Source organism: Aeromonas sp. 97A (assembly GCF_051919185.1).
GTDB lineage: Bacteria > Pseudomonadota > Gammaproteobacteria > Enterobacterales > Aeromonadaceae > Aeromonas > Aeromonas veronii.
Map to the genome: position 1 here is coordinate 229,361 of NZ_JBQBFF010000001.1, position 19,650 is coordinate 249,010.

General features: G+C 56.3%; 22 protein-coding genes and 1 pseudogene. 22 read left to right on the top strand and 1 reads right to left on the bottom strand.

Annotated elements, in window-relative coordinates:
• The 22 genes and pseudogenes from ACTG27_RS01100 (at window position 1) to ACTG27_RS01205 (ending at window position 18,879) form a co-directional block, all read left to right on the top strand.
• The gene (locus tag ACTG27_RS01100; RefSeq protein ID WP_013723550.1) at window positions 1-876 is read left to right on the top strand and encodes a MinD/ParA family protein; all 876 of its coding nucleotides are present in this window, start codon (window positions 1-3) and stop codon (window positions 874-876) included.
• Window positions 869-1,588, top strand: a complete 720-nt coding sequence (locus tag ACTG27_RS01105) for an RNA polymerase sigma factor FliA (RefSeq protein WP_279488196.1) — start codon at window positions 869-871, stop codon at window positions 1,586-1,588. The genes ACTG27_RS01100 and ACTG27_RS01105 overlap by 8 nt, the downstream gene beginning before the upstream one ends.
• A gap of 123 nt (window positions 1,589-1,711) precedes the next feature.
• Entirely contained in the window at window positions 1,712-2,083 is a 372-nt protein-coding gene (cheY, locus tag ACTG27_RS01110) for a chemotaxis response regulator CheY (protein ID WP_005334709.1), read from the top strand.
• Between the two features lie 12 nt (window positions 2,084-2,095).
• Window positions 2,096-2,835: pseudogene (locus ACTG27_RS01115) on the top strand (protein phosphatase CheZ).
• 11 nt (window positions 2,836-2,846) lie between these two features.
• Window positions 2,847-5,093: a chemotaxis protein CheA gene (locus tag ACTG27_RS01120; RefSeq protein ID WP_439978942.1), complete on the top strand. Its 2,247-nt coding sequence runs from the start codon at window positions 2,847-2,849 to the stop codon at window positions 5,091-5,093.
• A gap of 32 nt (window positions 5,094-5,125) precedes the next feature.
• Complete coding sequence (locus ACTG27_RS01125; protein ID WP_120415655.1) at window positions 5,126-6,241, top strand: protein-glutamate methylesterase/protein-glutamine glutaminase; 1,116 nt, start codon at window positions 5,126-5,128, stop codon at window positions 6,239-6,241.
• A gap of 2 nt (window positions 6,242-6,243) precedes the next feature.
• Entirely contained in the window at window positions 6,244-6,981 is a 738-nt protein-coding gene (locus ACTG27_RS01130; protein ID WP_005343988.1) for a flagellar motor protein, read from the top strand.
• A 2-nt stretch (window positions 6,982-6,983) separates the two neighbouring features.
• Entirely contained in the window at window positions 6,984-7,904 is a 921-nt protein-coding gene (locus ACTG27_RS01135) for a flagellar motor protein MotB (protein WP_439978943.1), read from the top strand.
• Window positions 7,905-7,908: 4 nt separating this feature from the next.
• Window positions 7,909-8,703, top strand: a complete 795-nt coding sequence (locus ACTG27_RS01140) for a ParA family protein (RefSeq protein WP_005353663.1) — start codon at window positions 7,909-7,911, stop codon at window positions 8,701-8,703.
• Window positions 8,700-9,572: a chemotaxis protein CheW gene (locus ACTG27_RS01145; RefSeq protein ID WP_429117825.1), complete on the top strand. Its 873-nt coding sequence runs from the start codon at window positions 8,700-8,702 to the stop codon at window positions 9,570-9,572. Before ACTG27_RS01140 ends, ACTG27_RS01145 begins: the two co-directional genes overlap by 4 nt.
• 69 nt (window positions 9,573-9,641) lie before the next feature.
• Window positions 9,642-10,130, top strand: a complete 489-nt coding sequence (locus ACTG27_RS01150; RefSeq protein WP_005298836.1) for a chemotaxis protein CheW — start codon at window positions 9,642-9,644, stop codon at window positions 10,128-10,130.
• 28 nt (window positions 10,131-10,158) lie between these two features.
• Window positions 10,159-10,536, top strand: coding sequence for a DUF2802 domain-containing protein (locus ACTG27_RS01155; RefSeq protein WP_005334692.1), 378 nt, complete (start codon window positions 10,159-10,161; stop codon window positions 10,534-10,536).
• Window positions 10,537-10,734: 198 nt separating this feature from the next.
• A complete protein-coding gene (gene ccmA, locus ACTG27_RS01160; protein WP_120415657.1) occupies window positions 10,735-11,379 on the top strand; it encodes a cytochrome c biogenesis heme-transporting ATPase CcmA in 645 nt (214 codons plus the stop codon).
• 4 nt (window positions 11,380-11,383) lie between these two features.
• Complete coding sequence (gene ccmB / locus ACTG27_RS01165) at window positions 11,384-12,052, top strand: heme exporter protein CcmB (RefSeq protein ID WP_005334688.1); 669 nt, start codon at window positions 11,384-11,386, stop codon at window positions 12,050-12,052.
• A gap of 170 nt (window positions 12,053-12,222) precedes the next feature.
• Entirely contained in the window at window positions 12,223-12,963 is a 741-nt protein-coding gene (locus tag ACTG27_RS01170; RefSeq protein ID WP_005334687.1) for a heme ABC transporter permease, read from the top strand.
• A 2-nt stretch (window positions 12,964-12,965) separates the two neighbouring features.
• A complete protein-coding gene (gene ccmD / locus ACTG27_RS01175) occupies window positions 12,966-13,172 on the top strand; it encodes a heme exporter protein CcmD (protein ID WP_120415658.1) in 207 nt (68 codons plus the stop codon).
• Complete coding sequence (gene ccmE / locus ACTG27_RS01180) at window positions 13,169-13,660, top strand: cytochrome c maturation protein CcmE (RefSeq protein ID WP_005334685.1); 492 nt, start codon at window positions 13,169-13,171, stop codon at window positions 13,658-13,660. The genes ccmD and ccmE overlap by 4 nt, the downstream gene beginning before the upstream one ends.
• Window positions 13,661-13,742: 82 nt before the next feature.
• The gene (locus ACTG27_RS01185) at window positions 13,743-15,698 is read left to right on the top strand and encodes a heme lyase CcmF/NrfE family subunit (protein ID WP_439978944.1); all 1,956 of its coding nucleotides are present in this window, start codon (window positions 13,743-13,745) and stop codon (window positions 15,696-15,698) included.
• The gene (locus ACTG27_RS01190; RefSeq protein WP_005334683.1) at window positions 15,695-16,225 is read left to right on the top strand and encodes a DsbE family thiol:disulfide interchange protein; all 531 of its coding nucleotides are present in this window, start codon (window positions 15,695-15,697) and stop codon (window positions 16,223-16,225) included. The genes ACTG27_RS01185 and ACTG27_RS01190 overlap by 4 nt, the downstream gene beginning before the upstream one ends.
• A gap of 11 nt (window positions 16,226-16,236) precedes the next feature.
• Entirely contained in the window at window positions 16,237-16,716 is a 480-nt protein-coding gene (locus ACTG27_RS01195) for a cytochrome c-type biogenesis protein (RefSeq protein WP_017788562.1), read from the top strand.
• Entirely contained in the window at window positions 16,713-17,981 is a 1,269-nt protein-coding gene (gene ccmI / locus ACTG27_RS01200; protein ID WP_019444735.1) for a c-type cytochrome biogenesis protein CcmI, read from the top strand. Before ACTG27_RS01195 ends, ccmI begins: the two co-directional genes overlap by 4 nt.
• An 85-nt stretch (window positions 17,982-18,066) precedes the next feature.
• Window positions 18,067-18,879, top strand: coding sequence for an MlaA family lipoprotein (locus tag ACTG27_RS01205; RefSeq protein WP_439978945.1), 813 nt, complete (start codon window positions 18,067-18,069; stop codon window positions 18,877-18,879).
• Window positions 18,880-18,991: 112 nt separating this feature from the next.
• On the opposite strand, the gene sodB is transcribed toward ACTG27_RS01205, so the two are convergent.
• The gene (gene sodB, locus ACTG27_RS01210) at window positions 18,992-19,576 is read right to left on the bottom strand and encodes a superoxide dismutase [Fe] (RefSeq protein WP_069555634.1); all 585 of its coding nucleotides are present in this window, start codon (window positions 19,574-19,576) and stop codon (window positions 18,992-18,994) included.
• Window positions 19,577-19,650 lie beyond the last annotated feature (74 nt).

The following is a 19,650-nucleotide window of genomic DNA, read 5'->3' on the forward strand; positions in this document are numbered from 1 at the left end:
ATGTATATGGATCAGGCGAGTGGTCTGCGCAAAATGCGTCAAAACAATCGAGTAAAAGTAATCGCCGTTTCCGGTGGTAAAGGTGGCGTGGGCAAGACCAACGTGACCCTGAACGTGGCCGGAGCCATGGCCGCCCAAGGCAAGCGGGTGATGGTGCTGGATGCCGACCTGGGTCTGGCCAACGTCGACGTCATGCTGGGGCTGCGGGTTCATCGCAACCTCTCTCACGTGTTGGCGGGTGAGTGCACCATCGACGATATCATCGTCGAAGGCCCCTACGGCATGATGATCGTGCCTGCGACCTCAGGCACCCAGTCCATGGTCGAGCTTTCTCCGGTGCAGCATGCCGAACTTATCCGTGCCTTCAGCGAAATGAAGACCCAGGTCGACATCCTGCTGGTGGATACGGCTGCGGGGATCTCCGACATGGTGCTGAGCTTCACCCGTGCCGCTCAGGACATCATGGTGGTGGTCTGTGATGAGCCGACCTCCATCACCGATGCCTACGCCCTCATCAAGATCCTCTCCAAGGATCACGGCGTGTTTCGTTTCAAGGTGGTGGCCAATATGGTGCGCAGTCTGCGCGAAGGGCAGGAGCTCTTTGCCAAACTGACCCGGGTTACGGATCGTTTCCTCGACACCTCGCTGGAGCTGGTCGCCTGTGTACCTTATGACACCAATCTGCGTGCCGCCGTGCGCAAGCAGAAGCTGATTGTCGAGGCGTTTCCCAAGTCGCCGGCCGCACTGGCGTTCCGGGCCCTTGCCAACAAGGCTGCGAGCTGGCCGGTTCCCAACCAGCCGGGCGGCCATCTGGAGTTTTTCCTGGAAAATTTGTTGCAGAAACCGGCCACAACACAGGAAGGTTCCCGTGAATAAAGCCCAAGCGTACTTGCGTCATCAGGATTCCTACGTGCTGGTGGAGCGTCATGCTCCCCTGGTCAAGCGAATTGCCCAGCATTTGTTGGCTCGCCTGCCCAGCAGTGTCTTGCTGGATGACCTGATCCAGGCAGGTATGATTGGGCTGCTTGAAGCCTCCCGCAATTTTGACGGTAGCAAGGGGGCCAGCTTCGAGACGTATGCCGGGATCCGCATCCGAGGCGCCATGCTGGATGAGATCCGGCGTGGTGACTGGGTACCCCGCTCTGTGCATCGCAACAGCCGGGCTATTGCAGAAGCGATCGAGAATGTCGAGCAGACCCACGGGCGTGACGCGCGAGATACCGAGGTTGCTGCCGAGATGGGGGTCTCCATCGCTGATTACCATGTGATGCTGCAAGACGTCTCCTGCGGCAAAATTATCGGCATCGAAGATTTGGGGGTCAGCGAGGATGTGATCGGCAACCCCGATGATGCCCCTTCAGGCTCGGGATTCGATGAATTAGCTGCCGAGCGATTTCAGATTCAATTATCCGAGCAAATTGGTCGTCTACCAGAGAGAGAAGCTTTGGTTCTCTCTCTTTACTACGATGAAGAGCTGAATTTGCGTGAAATTGGCGAGGTTTTGAATGTCAGCGAGTCGCGTGTGAGCCAGATCCACAGTCAGGCAATGCACAGATTGCGTGCTCGTTTGAGAGATTGGCATCTATAAGTGTTTGTACTGGCTACACTGAGATGAAACTCTAAGGCATAATCCGCACGACACAACCCGTTTTTAGCATCATGTAAGTGAGCCACTCTGGTGGCTATTTAGGAGGGAATTTTGGACAAGAACATGAAAATCCTCATTGTTGACGATTTTTCAACGATGCGCCGGATTATCAAGAACTTGCTGCGCGACTTGGGATTCAACAATACCCATGAGGCGGATGACGGCAATACAGCGCTGCCGATGCTGAAAAATGGTGATTTTCAGTTTGTAGTTACCGACTGGAACATGCCTGGCATGCAAGGTATTGACCTGCTTAAAGCCATCCGTGTCGATGAGAAGCTCAAGCATCTGCCGGTACTGATGGTAACTGCTGAAGCCAAACGTGAGCAGATCATTGAAGCCGCCCAAGCTGGCGTCAACGGTTACATCGTCAAGCCCTTCACCGCAGCAACGCTCAAAGAAAAACTCGACAAAATTTTCGAACGAATTGGCTAAGGAGCTGCAGGGATGATGGCCAAAACGAGAGCAATGATTTCGCTCGACCAGGCAAGGATGCTTGTTGCTCATCTGGAGCAAGGCGAATTTGAGCTGGCCGATGAACTGCTTGCCGAAGTATGTGCCCCCAACGCAGCCGATCTGTTTGAAAAAGTAGGTCAGCTGACCCGACAACTGCATGATTCACTTCAAGAATTTCGCCTTGATCCCCGTATTCCCGATTTGGCTACTCATGATATTCCCGATGCTCGGGAGCGCTTGAGCTACGTTATCGATATGACCGACAAAGCGGCCAATCGCACAATGGATGCGGTGGAAGCCAGTTTGCCGATAGCGGATCGCCTGAATGACAATATCCAGCTGGTGATGCCGAACTGGAATGCCCTGATGTCTCGTGACATGAGCGTGGGGCAGTTCAAATCCTTATGTCACCAACTTGATGATTTTATTAAGGCTTCAGAGTCTGATGCCGATAAATTACGGCAACTGCTGACAGAAATCCTGATGGCACAAGATTTTCAGGATTTGACAGGTCAGATGATCCGCAAGGTCATCAAGCTTGTCAGGAAGTTGAAACAAAATTAATAGAAATGCTGACCATGTTTGGTGAGGCTTCTGCTGAGCATTCAACTCGTAGTATTCCTGTCAACGGGATTGAAGCAGAGGGCCCTATCATGAACCCCGAGGCTCGTGCCGATGTGGTCAATGGTCAGGATGATGTGGACGATCTGCTGTCTAGCTTGGGATTCTAATGGAGTGACGCATGGCCTTCGAAGTTGATGAAGACATACTGCAAGACTTTCTGGTCGAAGCATCCGAAATATTGGAACAGTTGTCTGAACAACTGGTCGACTTGGAAAAGCGGCCCGATGACAAGAACCTGTTGAATGCCATCTTTCGCGGTTTCCATACCGTGAAAGGGGGGGCAGGTTTTCTGTCGCTCGGTGAACTGGTTGATGTATGCCACGGTGCGGAAAACGTGTTCGATATCTTGCGTAATGGCAAGCGAACCGTTACTGCGGAGCTGATGGATGTGATCCTGCAAGCGCTGGATGCCATCAATGTCATGTTCGCCCAGGTTCAAAATCGCGAAGCACCCAGCCCTGCGTCAGATGATTTGCTTCATGACCTCCATGAGTTGTGCAAGCCAGAAGGGGAAGAGCAACTGCGCACTGCTACCAGTGCGGCTGCGGCTGTAGAATCTGAACCTGCAGCACCGGTAGTTATTCAAGAAGTTGCTCCAGAAGTTGTTGAACCCGCAGCCATCAGCGGCGAGCCTGCTCCTGTCAATGGCGGCGGGTCGATCGATGAAATTTCTGCAGATGAATTCGAGCGTCTGCTGGACGAGCTCCACGGCGTGGGCGGTGCTCCGACCAAGACGGCTGCTGCAGCCCCGATAGCGGGTGGCTCTGGCGATATCACCGATGATGAGTTTGAGGCCTTGCTGGATCAGCTCCATGGTCAGGGACAGCACATGGGGGCGCCAGAGGTAAATCCTCTGAAGTCGGTGCAAAAAGAGGTGGACGAGCTTATCGATGATGATGAGTTTGAGCGTCTGCTCGATGAATTGCATGGTCGTGGTCAAGGGCCTCAGAGTACTATGGCACCTGCCGCACCTGCCGCACCTGCCGCACCTGCCGCACCTGCCGCACCTGCCGCACCTGCCGCACCTGCCGCACCTGCCGCACCTGCCGCACCTGCTGCGGTGACTCCGCCCAAACCGGCCACTCCTGTAGCCAAACCAGCACCGGCTGCCCCCGCAAAACCCGCTGAAGTAGCCAAGGCTCCAGCACCAGCCGCCAAGTCTGCGCCTGCGCCAGTAGAAAACAGTGCCGTGCAAAGCGATACGACGGTGCGGGTGGATACCAAGACCCTCGATGTCATCATGAACATGGTAGGTGAGTTGGTACTGGTTCGTAACCGGCTGGTGAGCTTGGGTATTGCCAGTAATGATGAAGAGATGTCAAAGGCGGTTGCCAATCTGGATGTGGTAACGGCTGACCTGCAAGGTGCGGTGATGAAAACCCGCATGCAGCCAATCAAGAAGGTATTTGGTCGTTTCCCGCGCGTGGTGCGTGATCTGGCCAGAACCCTCAAGAAAGAGATTGAGCTGGTGATGGTGGGGGAAGAGACCGATCTTGATAAAAACCTGGTAGAGGCGCTCGCCGATCCTCTGGTTCACCTCGTTCGCAACTCCTGCGATCACGGGGTCGAAATGCCGGATGTGCGGGAGAAAGCGGGCAAGCCGCGGCAAGGGACAATTACTCTTAGCGCCTCCCAGCAAGGTGACCATATTCTGCTTTGCATCGAGGATGATGGGGCAGGGATGGATCCTGAGAAACTCAAGTCCATCGCAATCAGTCGCGGTGTTCTGGATGCAGATACTGCCGCTCGCATGAGCGACAACGATGCCTATAACCTGATCTTTGCTCCGGGCTTTTCAACCAAGGCCGAGATCTCTGATATCTCTGGCCGTGGTGTCGGAATGGATGTGGTTAAAACCAGTATTGTCAGCCTCAATGGATCGGTGCACATCGATTCCACCTGGGGGAAAGGTACCCGTCTCGAAATCAAGGTTCCGTTGACGCTGGCCATTCTGCCAACTCTGATGGTGGAAGTGGGTGAGCAGACCTTCGCACTTCCCCTTGGTTGTGTGAACGAGATTTTCCATCTGGACCTGAAAAAGGCCAACATGGTTGATGGCCAGCTCACCATCATTGTGCGCGAGAAGGCGATACCGCTCTTCTATCTGCACAAGTGGTTGATTCGTGGCGCCAACAAGCGTTCACGTCAGGATACCGGACATGTGGTGATCGTGCAGATTGGCACTCAGCAAATCGGGTTTGTGGTAGACAGCTTGATTGGTCAGGAAGAGGTGGTGATCAAGCCACTTGATAACCTGCTGCAAGGCACCCCTGGCATGGCCGGTGCGACGATTACCAGTGATGGCGGAATCGCTCTTATTTTGGATGTGCCGAGTCTGCTCAAAGCATATGCGCGTAGACATTAATAGCTCAGGCCCAAGGAGTTAGAAAAACAACAATGGCAGTCAAGGTATTAGTTGTCGACGATTCGAGCTTCTTTCGCCGTCGGGTGAGCGAGATCATCAATCAGGATCCCATGCTGACGGTGATTGATACGGCCCAGAATGGACGTGAAGCGGTGGACAAGGCGATGTCGCTGCGCCCTGATGTGATCACCATGGACATCGAAATGCCCGTGATGGATGGCATAAGTGCGGTGCGGGAGATCATGGCCAAGTGCCCAACCCCCATTCTGATGTTCTCCTCCCTGACCCATGAAGGGGCCAAGGCTACGCTGGATGCGCTGGACGCCGGTGCCCTGGACTTCTTGCCCAAGAAGTTTGAGGACATTGCCAGAGACAAAGATGAAGCGGTCAGACTGTTGCAACAGCGGGTGAAGGAGATCTCCCGCAAGCGCTTCCTGATGACATCCGCTGCTCGTCCCAAAGCACCTGAACCGGTTGCTCGTGTTCCTCTGGGCAGCACAGCGCCCAGAACTCCTGATCGTCAGCCTGACCTGCAACGCACTGTGCCAAGTGCTTCATTCAAGCGCAGTGGCAAGAGTTATCAGTTGGTGGCGATCGGTACTTCTACCGGCGGACCTGTTGCTTTGCAAAATGTGCTGACCAAGTTGCCGGGGGATTTTCCCCATCCCATCCTGCTTATCCAGCATATGCCAGCCACTTTTACTGCCGCGTTTGCTGCTCGTCTCAACGGGTTATGCCAGATTGGCGTCAAGGAAGCGGAAGATGGCGATGTGCTTAAACCAGGGCATGCCTATCTTGCTCCAGGTGGCAAACAGATGCTGCTGGAAGGTCGTGGTGCAGGGGCCCGCATTCGCATCGTGGATGGCAACGACAAGGTAAATTACAAGCCTTGTGTGGACATCACCTTTGCCTCTGCGGCCAAAACCTATGCCGACAAGGTACTGGCGATTGTGCTGACCGGTATGGGCGCAGATGGCCGTGATGGCGCCAGACTGCTGAAAGAGCAGGGATCAACCATCTGGGCTCAGGATGAGGCTTCCTGCGTGGTATATGGTATGCCGCAAGCGGTAGCCAAAGCGGGGATTGCCAGCGAATCACTCCCTCTGGACAAGGTGGCCCAGCGTATTCTGGTTGAGTTGGGGCGCTAATCATGGGCTTGCTCGGTCTGCTCCTGGCATTGGGGGCTATTGCCATTGCCCAACTGTGGCATGGCGGCTCCCTGTTGACGTTGGTGGACGGCCCCGCTTTTTTGATCGTGCTGGGTGGTACCGTTGGTGCCGTCACGTTGCAGACTCCAGCCAAGTACATCCTGCTGGCGTTGCGCCAGCTGTTATGGATTTTTACCCCTCCCCGCCAGGATCTCGCGACGCAGGCCGAACGGTTGCAGTCATGGGCCGTCTTTGCGCGCCAGCAAGGGCTGCTGGCTCTTGAAAATCAGGCTGAGCAGGAGGAAGACAACTTTACCCGTCAAGGGCTTGGCATGATTGTCGATGGGGTATCCACGGAGGATATTCGCATGTTGCTCGAAGCCGATATCGATATCGAGCAGGAGCGTAATGAACATGCCGCCAGGGTATTTGAAGCTATGGGGGGGTACAGTCCGACCATCGGGATCATCGGTGCCGTGCTGGGCCTGATCCAGGCCATGTTTCATCTCGAAGACCCGTCAGCGCTGGGGGCGGGTATCGCAGTGGCATTTGTGGCAACCATCTATGGAGTGGGGTTTGCCAACCTCATCTACCTGCCTATCGCCAACCGGCTACGCGCATTTCACTATCACTATGCACTCTTTCAGGAGATGACCCTGGAAGGGCTGCTGGCTATCGCCCATGGTGAAAACGGCTTGCAGGTTGAACGCCGGCTCAGGGCCTATTTGAAAGGAGAGTAGCCATGCGCAAGCGCTATCGGTTGCACTTGCAGGGTCGCGAGCATCTTGACCGTTGGCTGGTTTCCTATGCCGATTATATGACGCTGATCTTTGCCTTGTTCGTGGTGCTCTACTCTGTTGCGCTGGTGAACAAGGACAAGTATCGCGCGGTGATTGATGGTATGAGCCAGGCGTTCAGTGTCATGCAGTCTGGCGGCAATGGCTTGCTTGAAGGGCAGGGTAATTCCCTGCTGGATAACGCGGTATCTGCCTCTCCATCGTTGCTGGAAAGCCCTGCATCCTCCTCTCCTTCACTTGCTCCTATTTCTGGTGTGCCAGTGCTACAAGATGGCGCGACACTTGCAAAACTCGATATGCAGTTGCAACAGAGCATGGGCTCGCTGGTGGATGCCGGTATCGTCAAACTGACGCAAGATGAGAACTGGCTGACGGTTGAACTCAGTTCAGGCTTGTTGTTTGGCAGCGGCAGTGCCTTTTTGGGACCAAACGCTGCACCGGTCATTAATACTCTTTCAAGTATTCTCAAACCGGTCGATAACTATGTAAGGGTTCGGGGATATACCGATAACCAACAGATAAATAATGAAATTTATCGTTCTAACTGGGCGCTTTCTGCTGCTCGGGCCGAGGCGGTACTCAATGGCTTGATTGCCGATGGGATCGCCCCCCAGCGTCTGGCGTTCGAGGCATATGGCGAGTTTTCCCCCTTTGCTGACAACGGCAGCGAGCAGGGCAGACTGCAGAATCGCAAAGTTGTGGTCGCTATCTCCAAGTTTGCCTGGGTGCCGCCAGCACCTGTGGTTGCAACGCCTACGGTAGTTGCTGAACCGGTTCCTGCTGTACAGCAGGCGGTGGATGCAGGAGAGATAAAGGTGATCACCTTGCCCGGTGGTGGCATACGCATAACAACAAGGCAGGATTGATACAGTGATTGTTTGGACGGTTGCCAACCAGAAAGGTGGTGTGGGTAAAACCACCACAGTGGTCTCGCTTGCGGGGATCCTGGCCCAGCGTGGCCAGCGGGTGCTGTTGATTGATACCGACCCTCATGCTTCGCTGACTGCATATCTTGATTTTGATTCAGATCGCCTGGATGGAACCCTCTATGAGTTGTTTCAAGCTGTCAAACCGACAGCCGAGCTTGTCAATAAACTGACGCTCAAGACCAAGTTCGAAAATATCAACTTGCTGCCAGCATCTATTACCTTGGCGACCCTTGATCGGGTGATGGGCAATCGTGAGGGGATGGGACTGGTACTGAAGCGGGCACTGCTGCGCATTCAGGAGCAATATGATTACGTGCTGATCGATTGCCCGCCAGTACTGGGGGTGATGATGGTCAACGCGCTGGCTGCCTGCGATCGCATTCTGGTGCCTGTCCAGACCGAATTTCTGGCCCTCAAGGGGTTGGAGCGGATGATGAAAACATTCGAGATCATGCAGCGTTCCAAGCGTGACAAGTTTCGCTATACCGTGATCCCGACCATGTTCGACAAGCGTACCCGTGCTTCTTTGATGACCTTGAAATCGATCAAGGATCAATATGGGGATTCAGTGTGGAATGCGGTGATCCCTATTGATACCAAGTTTCGGGATGCCAGCTTGCTGCATATTCCCCCGTCTATCTATTCTCCCGGGAGTCGTGGAACCTATGCATATGAAACGCTGCTCAATCATCTTGATGCCCTTGAGCGGCAACGGGTTCATGAGGTGACGGCATGAGAGATACCATTCAAGTTCGGGCGATGGATGACTATTTCCACTCCCTGCTGCTCGATGAGCCACTGGTGCCGGATGAGGTGGAAGAGGCTCAATCCGCCCCTGTTTTACAGTTGCAACGTCAGCCCCAAAGCGTCCCTGAGGTAGTCGCCGCACCTTACCTCGAAAGCGATCCACGGCTTGCCCAACTTGGTGAGCTATTGGCTCAGGTGGGACAAGTCCAGTTCGAAAATGATGCCTTCACCCAGGAGATAACACTCACCACTCCGCTGGAGATTGTGGCAGAGGAATCACTGCTGCCGGTGGAGCCTGAGTGGCCTGCGGAGGTGCTGCTCCCCGAGGTTGCGGAACCCCATACTACTATCCTGACCGAGACGGCGCTGGAGGTTGCTCCGGTAGAGGCCAGTGAACCGGTCGCCTGGGAAAATATCGATACCGGTAAAGAGTTTCAGGCCCTTTTCTTTGAAGTCGCAGGCGTGACGTTTGCGGTGCCGTTGACCGAGCTGGGTGGTATTCATCAGCTGGGCGAGATCACCTCCCTGTTTGGCCAACCGGGCTGGTACAAGGGGATCATGACCTCTCGCGAGCAGAAGATGAATGTGGTCGATACTGCCCAGTGGGTCATGCCGGGTCAGCATCTTGAGATGGATGATTACAAGTATCTGATTATGCTTGGTGAATCGCCGTGGGGATTAGCCTGCCACCATCTCAAAGGGACTGAATTGTTACACCGTGACCAAGTGAAATGGCGCCATCAGGAGGGCAAGCGCCCCTGGTTGGCGGGCATGGTCAAAGAAAAAATGTGTGCCCTGTTACACGTCCGCGAACTGCTCCTGTTGCTGGAGCGTGGGGTTAACATAGAAGGTCGCTGATAACTTCTGCAATCGAGCTGTTTTATTGCTAGTTTTAGCAGTAGACGTTTTCATAAAAGGAATAAAAACATGACAGAAAAGCGCAATATTGCACAGAATCTGGCCGAAGATGAAGTGCTGCAATGGGTAACCTTCCAACTGGAGAACGAAACCTATGGCATCAATGTGATGCAGGTTCAGGAGGTGTTGCGCTACACCGAAATTGCACCGGTGCCAGGTGCGCCTGAGTACGTACTGGGGATCATCAACCTGCGTGGCAATGTGGTGACTGTCATCGATACCCGTTCCCGCTTCGGTCTGCCTTCCGGTGATGTTAGTGAAAACTCCCGGATTGTGATCATCGAGGCCGAGAAGCAGGTGATCGGCATCATGGTAGACAGCGTGGCTGAGGTGGTTTATCTGCGCTCTTCCGAAATCGATGCGGCACCTGCGGTCGGCACTGAAGAGAGCGCCAAGTTTATTCAGGGGGTGAGCAACCGCGATGGGCAACTGCTGATCCTGGTTGACTTGAACAAGCTGCTCTCCGATGAAGAGTGGGAAGATATCGGTTCCCTCTGATAAGTAAGGTGATGTTTTGATAATCGAGATGGTTGCCTTGGGGATGTCCCTGATTGCCTTGGCGTTTGCCTCTTATATCTGGTTCAAGAGCAAGCGCAGCAAGCAGGAGTCCGAGGCCAGTGTGGCAACCCTGCAAGGTCAGTTGGAAAGCTTGCGCAAGCAGATGATGGAACTCCATACCGGTGCTATTGGCATGGGGCAGCGTCTGCAGTCGGTGGAAGGGGCGATGCAGCAGGTCAATGAGCGCCAGCAAGAGCTGACCATGCAGGATCCCGAACGCAGGCTCTACAGCCGAGCGGCAAAGATGGTCGAACTGGGCGCCGATCTTGATGAAGTCATGAGTGAGTGCGAGTTGCCAAAGGCAGAGGCCGAGCTCTTGATATCGTTGCGAAAAGGTCGCTCTTGATGATTCAGGAAGGCAATTGCCTTCCTGAATTTTATGGCGTGCAGCCGCTTTTCCCCCAGCAGCGTTGAGCGAGTAGTTTCTACCGTATTTTCTTTGTGATCCTGGTCGCCAGTCAGTTCAATTGTTGCATCTTTGAAAAGACGTATTCCAATACTGTGTTAAGATGCAGACCGCTTCATTTTCTCTGAAAAAATCCCCATGCTGCTTCAAGTTAACAATCTGAGCTGCGTGCGCGAAGATCGCACTCTGTTTGAACACCTCTCTTTCTCTGTTGCGCCCGGCGATCTGGTGCAAATTGAAGGGCCCAACGGGGTTGGCAAGACCAGCCTGTTGCGATTGTTGACCGGGCTGTCGCAGCCGTTTGCCGGTGAAGTGTGCTGGAATGGGGAGAATATTCGTCACTGTCGCGATGAGTATCATGCCAATCTGCTCTATCTCGGCCATCAGCCGGGCGTCAAAGCGGCGCTGACCCCTTTTGAAAATCTGAAGTTCTACCAGCAGTTGCATCACCCGCAGCAGACAGAGACGGACTTGTGGCAGATATTGGCCCGGGTAGGGCTGGCCGGATTTGAAGAGAACCCGACCGGGCAACTCTCTGCCGGTCAGCAACGCCGGGTGGCTCTGGCCAGACTCTGGCTGTCACAAAAAGCGGCACTCTGGATCCTCGATGAGCCCTTTACCGCCATCGACAAGCAAGGGGTCAAGGTGCTCGAGCAGCTTTTTCTGGCCCACGCTGAGCGGGGCGGCATGGTGATCCTCACCACCCATCAGGATCTGACCCTGATGCAGGGACGGCTGAAGACTATCTCGTTGATCCCCTTCGCCTCGACATTGGAGGAGTAACGCCATGTTGCGCGCTGTTATGCACCTTATTCACCGTGAACTGCTGATGGCTCTGCGCCAGCGTTCCGATATTCTCAACCCGCTCTGGTTTTTCCTCATCGTCATCACCCTGTTTCCGTTAGGGATTGGCCCGGAGCCCAAACTGCTGGCCCGTATTGCCCCGGGGATCATTTGGGTGGCGGCGCTATTGGCGGCCATGCTGTCGCTGGAGCGACTGTTTCGCGACGACTTTGCCGATGGCGCGCTGGAGCAGATGATGCTGATGCCGTACCCGCTGGGCTTGCTGGCGCTGGCGAAAGTGGTCGCTCACTGGCTGCTGACCGGCTTGCCGCTGCTGCTGATCTCTCCCTTGCTGGCGATTTTGCTGTCGCTGGATATGAACACCTATCTGGCCGTCGTCGCGACGCTGGCACTGGGCACTCCGGTATTGAGCCTGCTCGGCGCGGTCGGGGTCGCGTTGACGGTGGGATTGCGCAAAGGCGGGGTATTGCTCAGTCTGCTGATCCTGCCGCTCTATATTCCGGTACTGATTTTTGCCACCTCAGCCATCGATGCCGCGGGGATGAGCTTGCCCTATGGCGGGCAGCTTGCCATTCTGGCCGCCATGCTGGTGGGGGCTCTGACACTGACACCGCTGGCAGTGTCGGCGGCGTTGCGGGTCAGCCTCAACTGATGGCCGTGAGCTGAACCGGATTTGGCTCCGAACGGAGTCTTTTTGCAAAAAATAATGTTGCGATGGATCAAGGAGAGTGCCGCTTATTGCTTTCGGGGTATTTGATGCTGCCCTGCGGTCGGTATGGTAGGCCTCGCCAAACGATTAATAACAAAAAGGTTTTGTGAGCTATGTGGAAATGGTTGCACCCTTATGCCAAACCGGAGCGTGCCTATCAGCTGGCAGGCACGCTGTTGCCCTGGTTTGCGGTGATTAGTCTGCTCTCGTTTGTGATAGGGACCGTCTGGGGATTGGCGTTTGCGCCTGCGGATTACCAGCAGGGGGATTCCTTCCGGATCATCTATATCCATGTGCCATCCGCCATTCTCTCCATGGGGGCCTACTCCACCATGGCGGTGGCTGCCTTTATCGGTCTGGTGTGGCAACTGCGGATGGCGGATATGACGGTGGCGGCCATTGCGCCGGTCGGCGCCGTGTTCACCTTTATCGCCCTCTTTACCGGTGCCGCCTGGGGCAAGCCCATGTGGGGCACCTGGTGGGTCTGGGACGCACGGTTGACCTCCGAGCTTATTCTGCTGTTCCTCTATCTGGGGGTCATTGCCCTCTACAACGCCTTCAGCGACAAGGTGGTCGCTGGCCGTGCGGCCGGCATTCTGGCACTGGTTGGGGTGATCAACCTGCCCATCATTCACTACTCGGTGGAGTGGTGGAACACCTTGCATCAGGGGGCCACCATCACCAAATTTGACAAACCCTCCATTTCACCCGAGATGCTCTGGCCGCTGCTGATCATGATCCTGGCGTTTGCCGCGTTTCTCGGGGCCCTGACCCTGATGCGTTTTCGTAATGAACTCCTGATGCGGGAGTGGCATCGCCCCTGGGTCAAAGAGATTGCAGAGCAGGAGAAGTAAGCATGTACTTTGCCTCTTTCAGTGATTTTATGGCGATGGGCGGTTACGCCTTCTATGTCTGGCTCTCTTTTGGCCTGACGTTGGTGTGTCTGGTCGGCATCATCATTTCTACCCGCATGAAAACCCGCAGCCTGCTCGGTGAGTTGCGCAGCAAGCAGGCGCGTGAGGCCCGTCGCAAGGCGGCCCAGCAGATGGAGAACACCCTATGAATCCGAGACGCAAAAAACGCCTCACCATCATTCTCGCCATCACCCTGGGTCTGGCGACCGTCAGCGGGCTGGTGCTCTACGCCCTCAGTCAGAATATCGACCTCTTCTATACCCCGAGCGAGCTGGTGGAGGGGAAGGGGCCGGACAAGATCAAGCCGGAAGAGGGGCAGCGCCTGCGCATCGGTGGGTTGGTCGTGCCGGGGTCGGTGCAGCGGGATCCCCAGAGCCTCAAGGTTGCCTTCAAGCTGGTGGATAACGGCGGTCATCTGGTGAAGGTCGAGTTTGACGGCATCCTGCCGGATCTGTTCCGTGAAGGGCAGGGGATTGTTGCCCAGGGCACCCTCAAGGATGCCACGACCGTAGAGGCGTTCGAGGTGTTGGCCAAGCACGATGAGAACTACATGCCGCCGGAAGTGGCCGATGCCACCAACGGCATGCACTTCAAGCCGGAGTATACCGAGGCGCAGTTGAAGGGAGCCAAGCAGTGATCCCTCTGGTGTTTGCCTTTTTCGCTTTGCCTGCCGTGCGTGGTGCGGCTGTTGTCACCGTTCAATTGAAAGGAATGCCTTCATGATCCCGGAATTAGGTCAGTTTGCGCTGATCCTGGCCTTTGCCACCGCCCTGCTGCTGGGGAGCTACCCACTACTGGGCGCCAGTTGGGGGCGTCTTGGCATGATGTCGGCGGCCCGTCCGCTCGCCTATGCCCAGTTTTTGTTGCTGCTGCTGTCGTTTCTCTGCCTGACCTGGGCCTTTATCGATAACGACTTTACCGTGCAGTATGTGGCCACTAACTCCAACAGCCTGCTGCCGCTCGCCTATCGTATCTCGGCGGTGTGGGGGGCCCACGAAGGTTCCCTGCTGCTGTGGGTACTGACCCTGGGTGGCTGGACTGCGGCGGTAGCCATGTTCAGCCGCCGTCTGCCGCTCGATGCGGTGGCCCGGGTGCTCGGCGTGTTGGGGCTGATCTCGGTCGGTTTCACCGCGTTCGTGCTGTTCACCTCTGATCCCTTCACCCGCACTTTGCCCTATTTCCCGGTAGATGGTCGTGACCTCAATCCGCTGCTGCAGGATCCGGGTCTTATCTTCCATCCGCCGATGCTCTACATGGGTTATGTGGGTTTCTCGGTGGCGTTTGCCTTTGCCATTGCTTCGCTGATGACCTGCCGTCTCGATGCGACCTGGGCTCGCTGGTCGCGCCCCTGGACCATGGCTGCCTGGGTATTCCTGACCCTGGGCATAGTGCTCGGCTCTTGGTGGGCCTACTACGAGCTCGGTTGGGGCGGCTGGTGGTTCTGGGATCCGGTAGAAAACGCCTCGTTTATGCCCTGGCTGGCGGGTACCGCTCTGCTGCACTCGCTGGCGGTGAGCGAGAAGCGCGCCACCTTCAAGGCGTGGACCGTGCTGCTGGCCCTCTCTGCCTTCTCGCTGAGCCTGCTGGGTACCTTCCTGGTACGCTCCGGCGTGTTGGTGTCGGTGCATGCGTTTGCCTCCGATCCGACCCGCGGTCTGTTTATTCTCGGCTTCCTGCTGGCGGTGATCGGCTCATCCTTGCTGCTGTTTGCCTTCAAAGGCTCGCAGGTGAAGAGCCACGGCAAACACGAGCTGTGGAGCCGCGAGACCCTGCTGCTTTGCAACAACATCATGCTGGTGGCGGGTCTGCTGACCGTGCTGCTCGGTACCTTGCTGCCGCTGGTGCACAAGGAGCTGGGGCTGGGGAGCATCTCTATCGGTACTCCCTTCTTCAACCACATCTACAGCTGGCTGATCATCCCGTTTGCCCTGCTGCTGGGGATTGGCCCGCTGTTTCGCTGGCGTCGTCAGGAGCTGGGGGAACTCAAAAGCAAGGTGGTCGTGGCACTGGTGCTGAGTCTGGCCGCAGCCTTGCTGTTGCCGCTGCTCTTTGCCGAAACCTTCAAGCCGTGGGCGGCGGTAGGGATTGGTCTGGGCGCCTGGATCATCGTCACCAGCGTGCAGGAGACCTGGGCGCGGGCTACCCACAAGCACAGCTTTGAAGTCGGTGTGCGCAAGCTTGGCAACAGCCACTGGGCCATGATCCTCGGCCATGTGGGGCTGGCAGTCAGCATAATAGGTATCGCCTGCACCCAGAATTACAGCATCGAGAAGGATCTGCGGATGCAGGCGGGTGATCGGGTGCACTTTGCCGATTACGAGTTCGTCTTTGCCGGGATCAAGGAGAAGAACGGCCCCAACTACGATGGCTTCAAGGGCGTGCTGGAAGTGCACCACAATGGCAAGCAGGTCGCCCTGCTCAAGCCCGAGAAGCGGATGTACAAGGTGAGCCGGATGCCGATGACCGAAGCGGCCATCGATGCCGGTATCACCCGCGATCTCTATGCGGCGCTGGGGGAACAGCTCGACAACGGAGCCTGGGCGGTGCGGATCTACTACAAGCCGTTCGTGCGCTGGATCTGGTTTGGCGGCGTCTTTATGGCCATCGGTGGCGTGCTGGCGATGCTCGACAAGCGTTACCGTTTCGGCCGTCGTGAGGAGGAGGCCAAGGCATGAACAAAAAGACCTGGTTGTTTTTAATCCCCTTTATCGTCTTTTTGCTGGGGGCGGTGTTCCTGTTCAAAGGGCTCTACTCCGATCCCACCAAGCTTGAGTCCGTGATGGTGGGCAAAGAGGTGCCGGTGTTTACTTTGCAGGACATTTACGATCTGAACAAACAGCACGATCGCAGTATCCTGACCGGTCGCCCCATGTTGCTCAACGTCTGGGCCACCTGGTGCCCCACCTGCTACGGCGAGCACACCTACCTCAAACAGCTGGCAGGGCAGGGTATTCCCATCATCGGCATGAACTACAAGGATGAGCGCGACAAGGCGATCAAATGGCTGGCTGAGCTGGGCAACCCCTATCAGGTCAACCTCTATGATCCGGACGGCATGCTGGGGCTGGATCTCGGGGTATACGGCGCGCCGGAGACCTTCTTTATCGACAGCAAGGGGATCATCCGGTATCGCCACGTGGGGGATATCAACCCCGAGAACTGGGTGTCGACCCTCAAACCCATCTTTGATGCCATGAAGTGAGGGGAGTCTTGATGAGAGTATTTATTGCTTCCCTGCTGCTGTTGCTGGGATGGGTGGTGCAAGCGCCGGCCATGGCCGCTATCGATGTCTACACCTTCGACAACGACAATCAGGAGCAGGTCTTTCGCGAACTGACCAAGGAGCTGCGTTGCCCCAAGTGCCAGAACCAGGATATCGCCGACTCCAATGCGGGGCTGGCCAAGGACTTGCGCGACAAGACCTACCAGATGGTGCGCGAGGGCAAGGATAAAGAGGAGATAGTGGATTACATGGTGGCCCGCTACGGCAACTTTATCCTCTATAACCCGCCCCTGATGGCCTCCACCCTGATCCTCTGGCTCGGCCCGCTGCTGGTGATCCTGATCGGTGGCGCCGTGGTCGTGATGCGCAGTCGCCGGCCCCCTGCGGTGAAAAAACAACTGGATAACGCCTTGAGCGAGGAGGAGCAGCGCCGACTGGCCGAGCTGCTCAAAGAGGAAGAGAAACAATGACCGCTTTTTGGATAGTGATTGCGGGCTTGCTGGTGCTGGTGAGTCTGGCGCTCGTCGTGCCGCTGTGGCGTGGTGAAGGCAAACAGAGCATCAGTCGCTCGGCGCTCAACAAACAGCTCTATCGCCAGCGGCTGCTGGAGATTGGCGAAGAGCGCGAGCAGGGTGTCCTGGCTGAGGAGTCTGACTCGCTGGTCGAGCTGCAACGAAGTCTCTTGGATGATATTCCCGATGTGGAGCAGACTGCCCGCAGTGGCAAGAGTCTGATCTGGATCCCGGGTGTACTGGTGCTGTTGGTGGTGAGTCTGGGGCTCTACTACAAGTTGGGCTCCTGGCAAGAGGTGAGTCGCTGGCAAGATGCCAGCAGCCGTCTTGGCGAGCTGAGCAACCGCATTCTGGTGGAACGCGATGCCCAGGTGACCGAGCAGGATCTGCTGGATTTCACGCTGGCACTGCGTACACGCCTCAAGGATGAACCGAACGACTACCGCGGCTGGCTGCTGCTGGGACGTTTGGCGCTGGATGGCAATGATCCTGAAATGGCCAGCGAGGCGCTGGAGCGGGCCTACACGCTGGCTCCCCAGAAGTCGCTGGTGGCGGTGCCTTATGCGCAGGCGCTGATGATGACGGGGGATGAGGCGCAAGCGGATGCCCTGTTGCAGGCTGCTATCGCGCAGGATCCGGACAATATCGAGGCGCGCTCTGTCTATGCCTTTATGGCGCTGCAAAAAGAGGACTTCCAGACCGCGCTGGCTCGCTGGCAGGCGATGTTGCCACTGATGGAGAAAGGTACCCCCCGTTACGTGATGGTCGAGCGCTCCATGGAGTATGCCCGCGCGCAGCTCAAGCAGCGCGGCATCGAGGTGACGAATTCAGGCGCAGCCAAAGCGGGCGCAGTTGAGGGACAACCGCTGGCGGTGAAGGAGGGGGAATTCCCCATCCACGTCACGTTGGCGGCGGGCATTCAGATGCCGGAAGATGCCCATCTCTTCGTCTTTGCCGTGGTGCCCAACGGGCCGCCTATGCCCATCGCCGTGAAGCGTATCGCAGGGCCAACCTTGCCTGTTACCCTGTCACTCGGGGATGGCGATGCCATGATGGAAGGCAGCAAACTGGCGGCCTATCCGGAGCTGCAGTTCAAGGCACGTCTCTCGCGCGGTGGCAATGTGATGAACAAGGAAGGAGCCTTCGAAGGGGTATCCGTGCCGGTCAAGACGGCCGAGATCCCTGCCGCTCCGATTGACATCCGCATCGATCACGCCCTCTAATATGCCTTTGGATAACCCGGCCCCTGGGTAGGGGCCGGGTTATCTATACTTCTGATAAATCAAAATAAAACGTCAGGACAATCATATGTATCTTCGTTCAGGGGCCATACTGGCAGCCCTCTTGCTGGCTGGCTGTGCCGGTGGCCCACCCAAGCCTGGCCCAGAGAGTCTGGATCTCAATCCCGGCATGAATAATCCGGGTGCCACCAGTACGGCGGCCGATCCGCGCGATCCCTTCCAAGGGGCCAACCGGGCCATGTGGGCGGTCAACTATGATGTGCTGGAACCCTATGTGGCACGTCCTGTGGTACATGCCTATGCCCGCTACATTCCGGTAGGGGTAAAGGATGGCATTGCCAACTTTGTTGCCAACTTTGATGAGCCAAGCAGCATGGTGAACCATCTGATCACCGGTGATTTGAAGGGGGCGGGCTCCAACCTGGGGCGCTTTACCCTCAACACCACGGTCGGTCTGCTGGGTATCTTTGATGTGGCCAAACATGCCGGCCTCGAGCGTAACAAGCTGGAAATGGACACAGTGCTGGGCAGGGCCGATATCGGTAATGGTGCCTACATCATGGTGCCTGTCTACGGCCCGACTACCACCCGGGAGCTGGTTGGCGATGCGATTGACAGCTTCTACTTCCCCTATGCCCTGTTAACCTTCCCGATGAAGGTTGCACACTGGGCACTGGATGGCTTGGGCACACGCGCCAAGCTGATCGATCAGGAGCGGATCATCGACAACTCCCTCGATCCTTATGCGCTGACCAAGGACTTCTACCTGCAATATAACCAGGGCAAGGTGACGGGCAAGCAGACCGAGCTGAAAGCGTCTCAGCAAGAGCAGGCCGACGATGCCAATCTGGATGAATACATGGACGAGCTGGACCAGTAAGCGGGTCATCTCGATATGTAAAAGGCGCCTGCGGGCGCCTTATTCATTTACGCAGCCATCTCGAGATAAAAAAACGCCCCGCAGTGCGGGGCGTTTTGGCAAGCGAGGCTGATTAGGCAGCCAGATTCTTGGCCACGAATTCCCAGTTAACCAGAGCCCAGAAGGTTTCCATGTACTTCGGACGCAGGTTGCGGAAGTCGATGTAGTAGGCGTGCTCCCACAGGTCAACGGTCAGCAGCGGGGTGGTACCGGCTTCAGTCAGCGGGCAGCCGGCGTTGGAGGTGTTAACGATAGCCAGAGTGCCGTCAGCTTTCTTCACCAGCCAAGTCCAGCTGGAACCGAAGTTGCCGATGGCTGATTTGGTGAAGGCATCTTTGAACTCGGCGAAGGAGCCGAATGCCTTGTTGATGGCATCAGCCAGGGCGCCAGTCGGCTCGCCACCGCCATTCGGGGAGAGGCAGTGCCAGTAGAAGGTGTGGTTCCAGATCTGGGCGGCGTTGTTGAAGATGCCGCCGTTGGAGGTCTTGATGATCTCTTCCAGAGACTTGCCTTCAAACTCGGTACCCGGCACCAGATTGTTCAGGTTGACCACGTAGGTGTTGTGGTGCTTGCCGTGGTGATATTCCAGAGTTTCCTGGGAGATGTGCGGTTCCAGAGCGTTGATTGCATAGGGCAGAGCGGGAAGTTCGAATGCCATTTTCTACTCTCCATTGGCTGGACCGTGCGAAGGCGACGGTTGCAAGACATTGCGTACTCTTTTCTATATGTGAA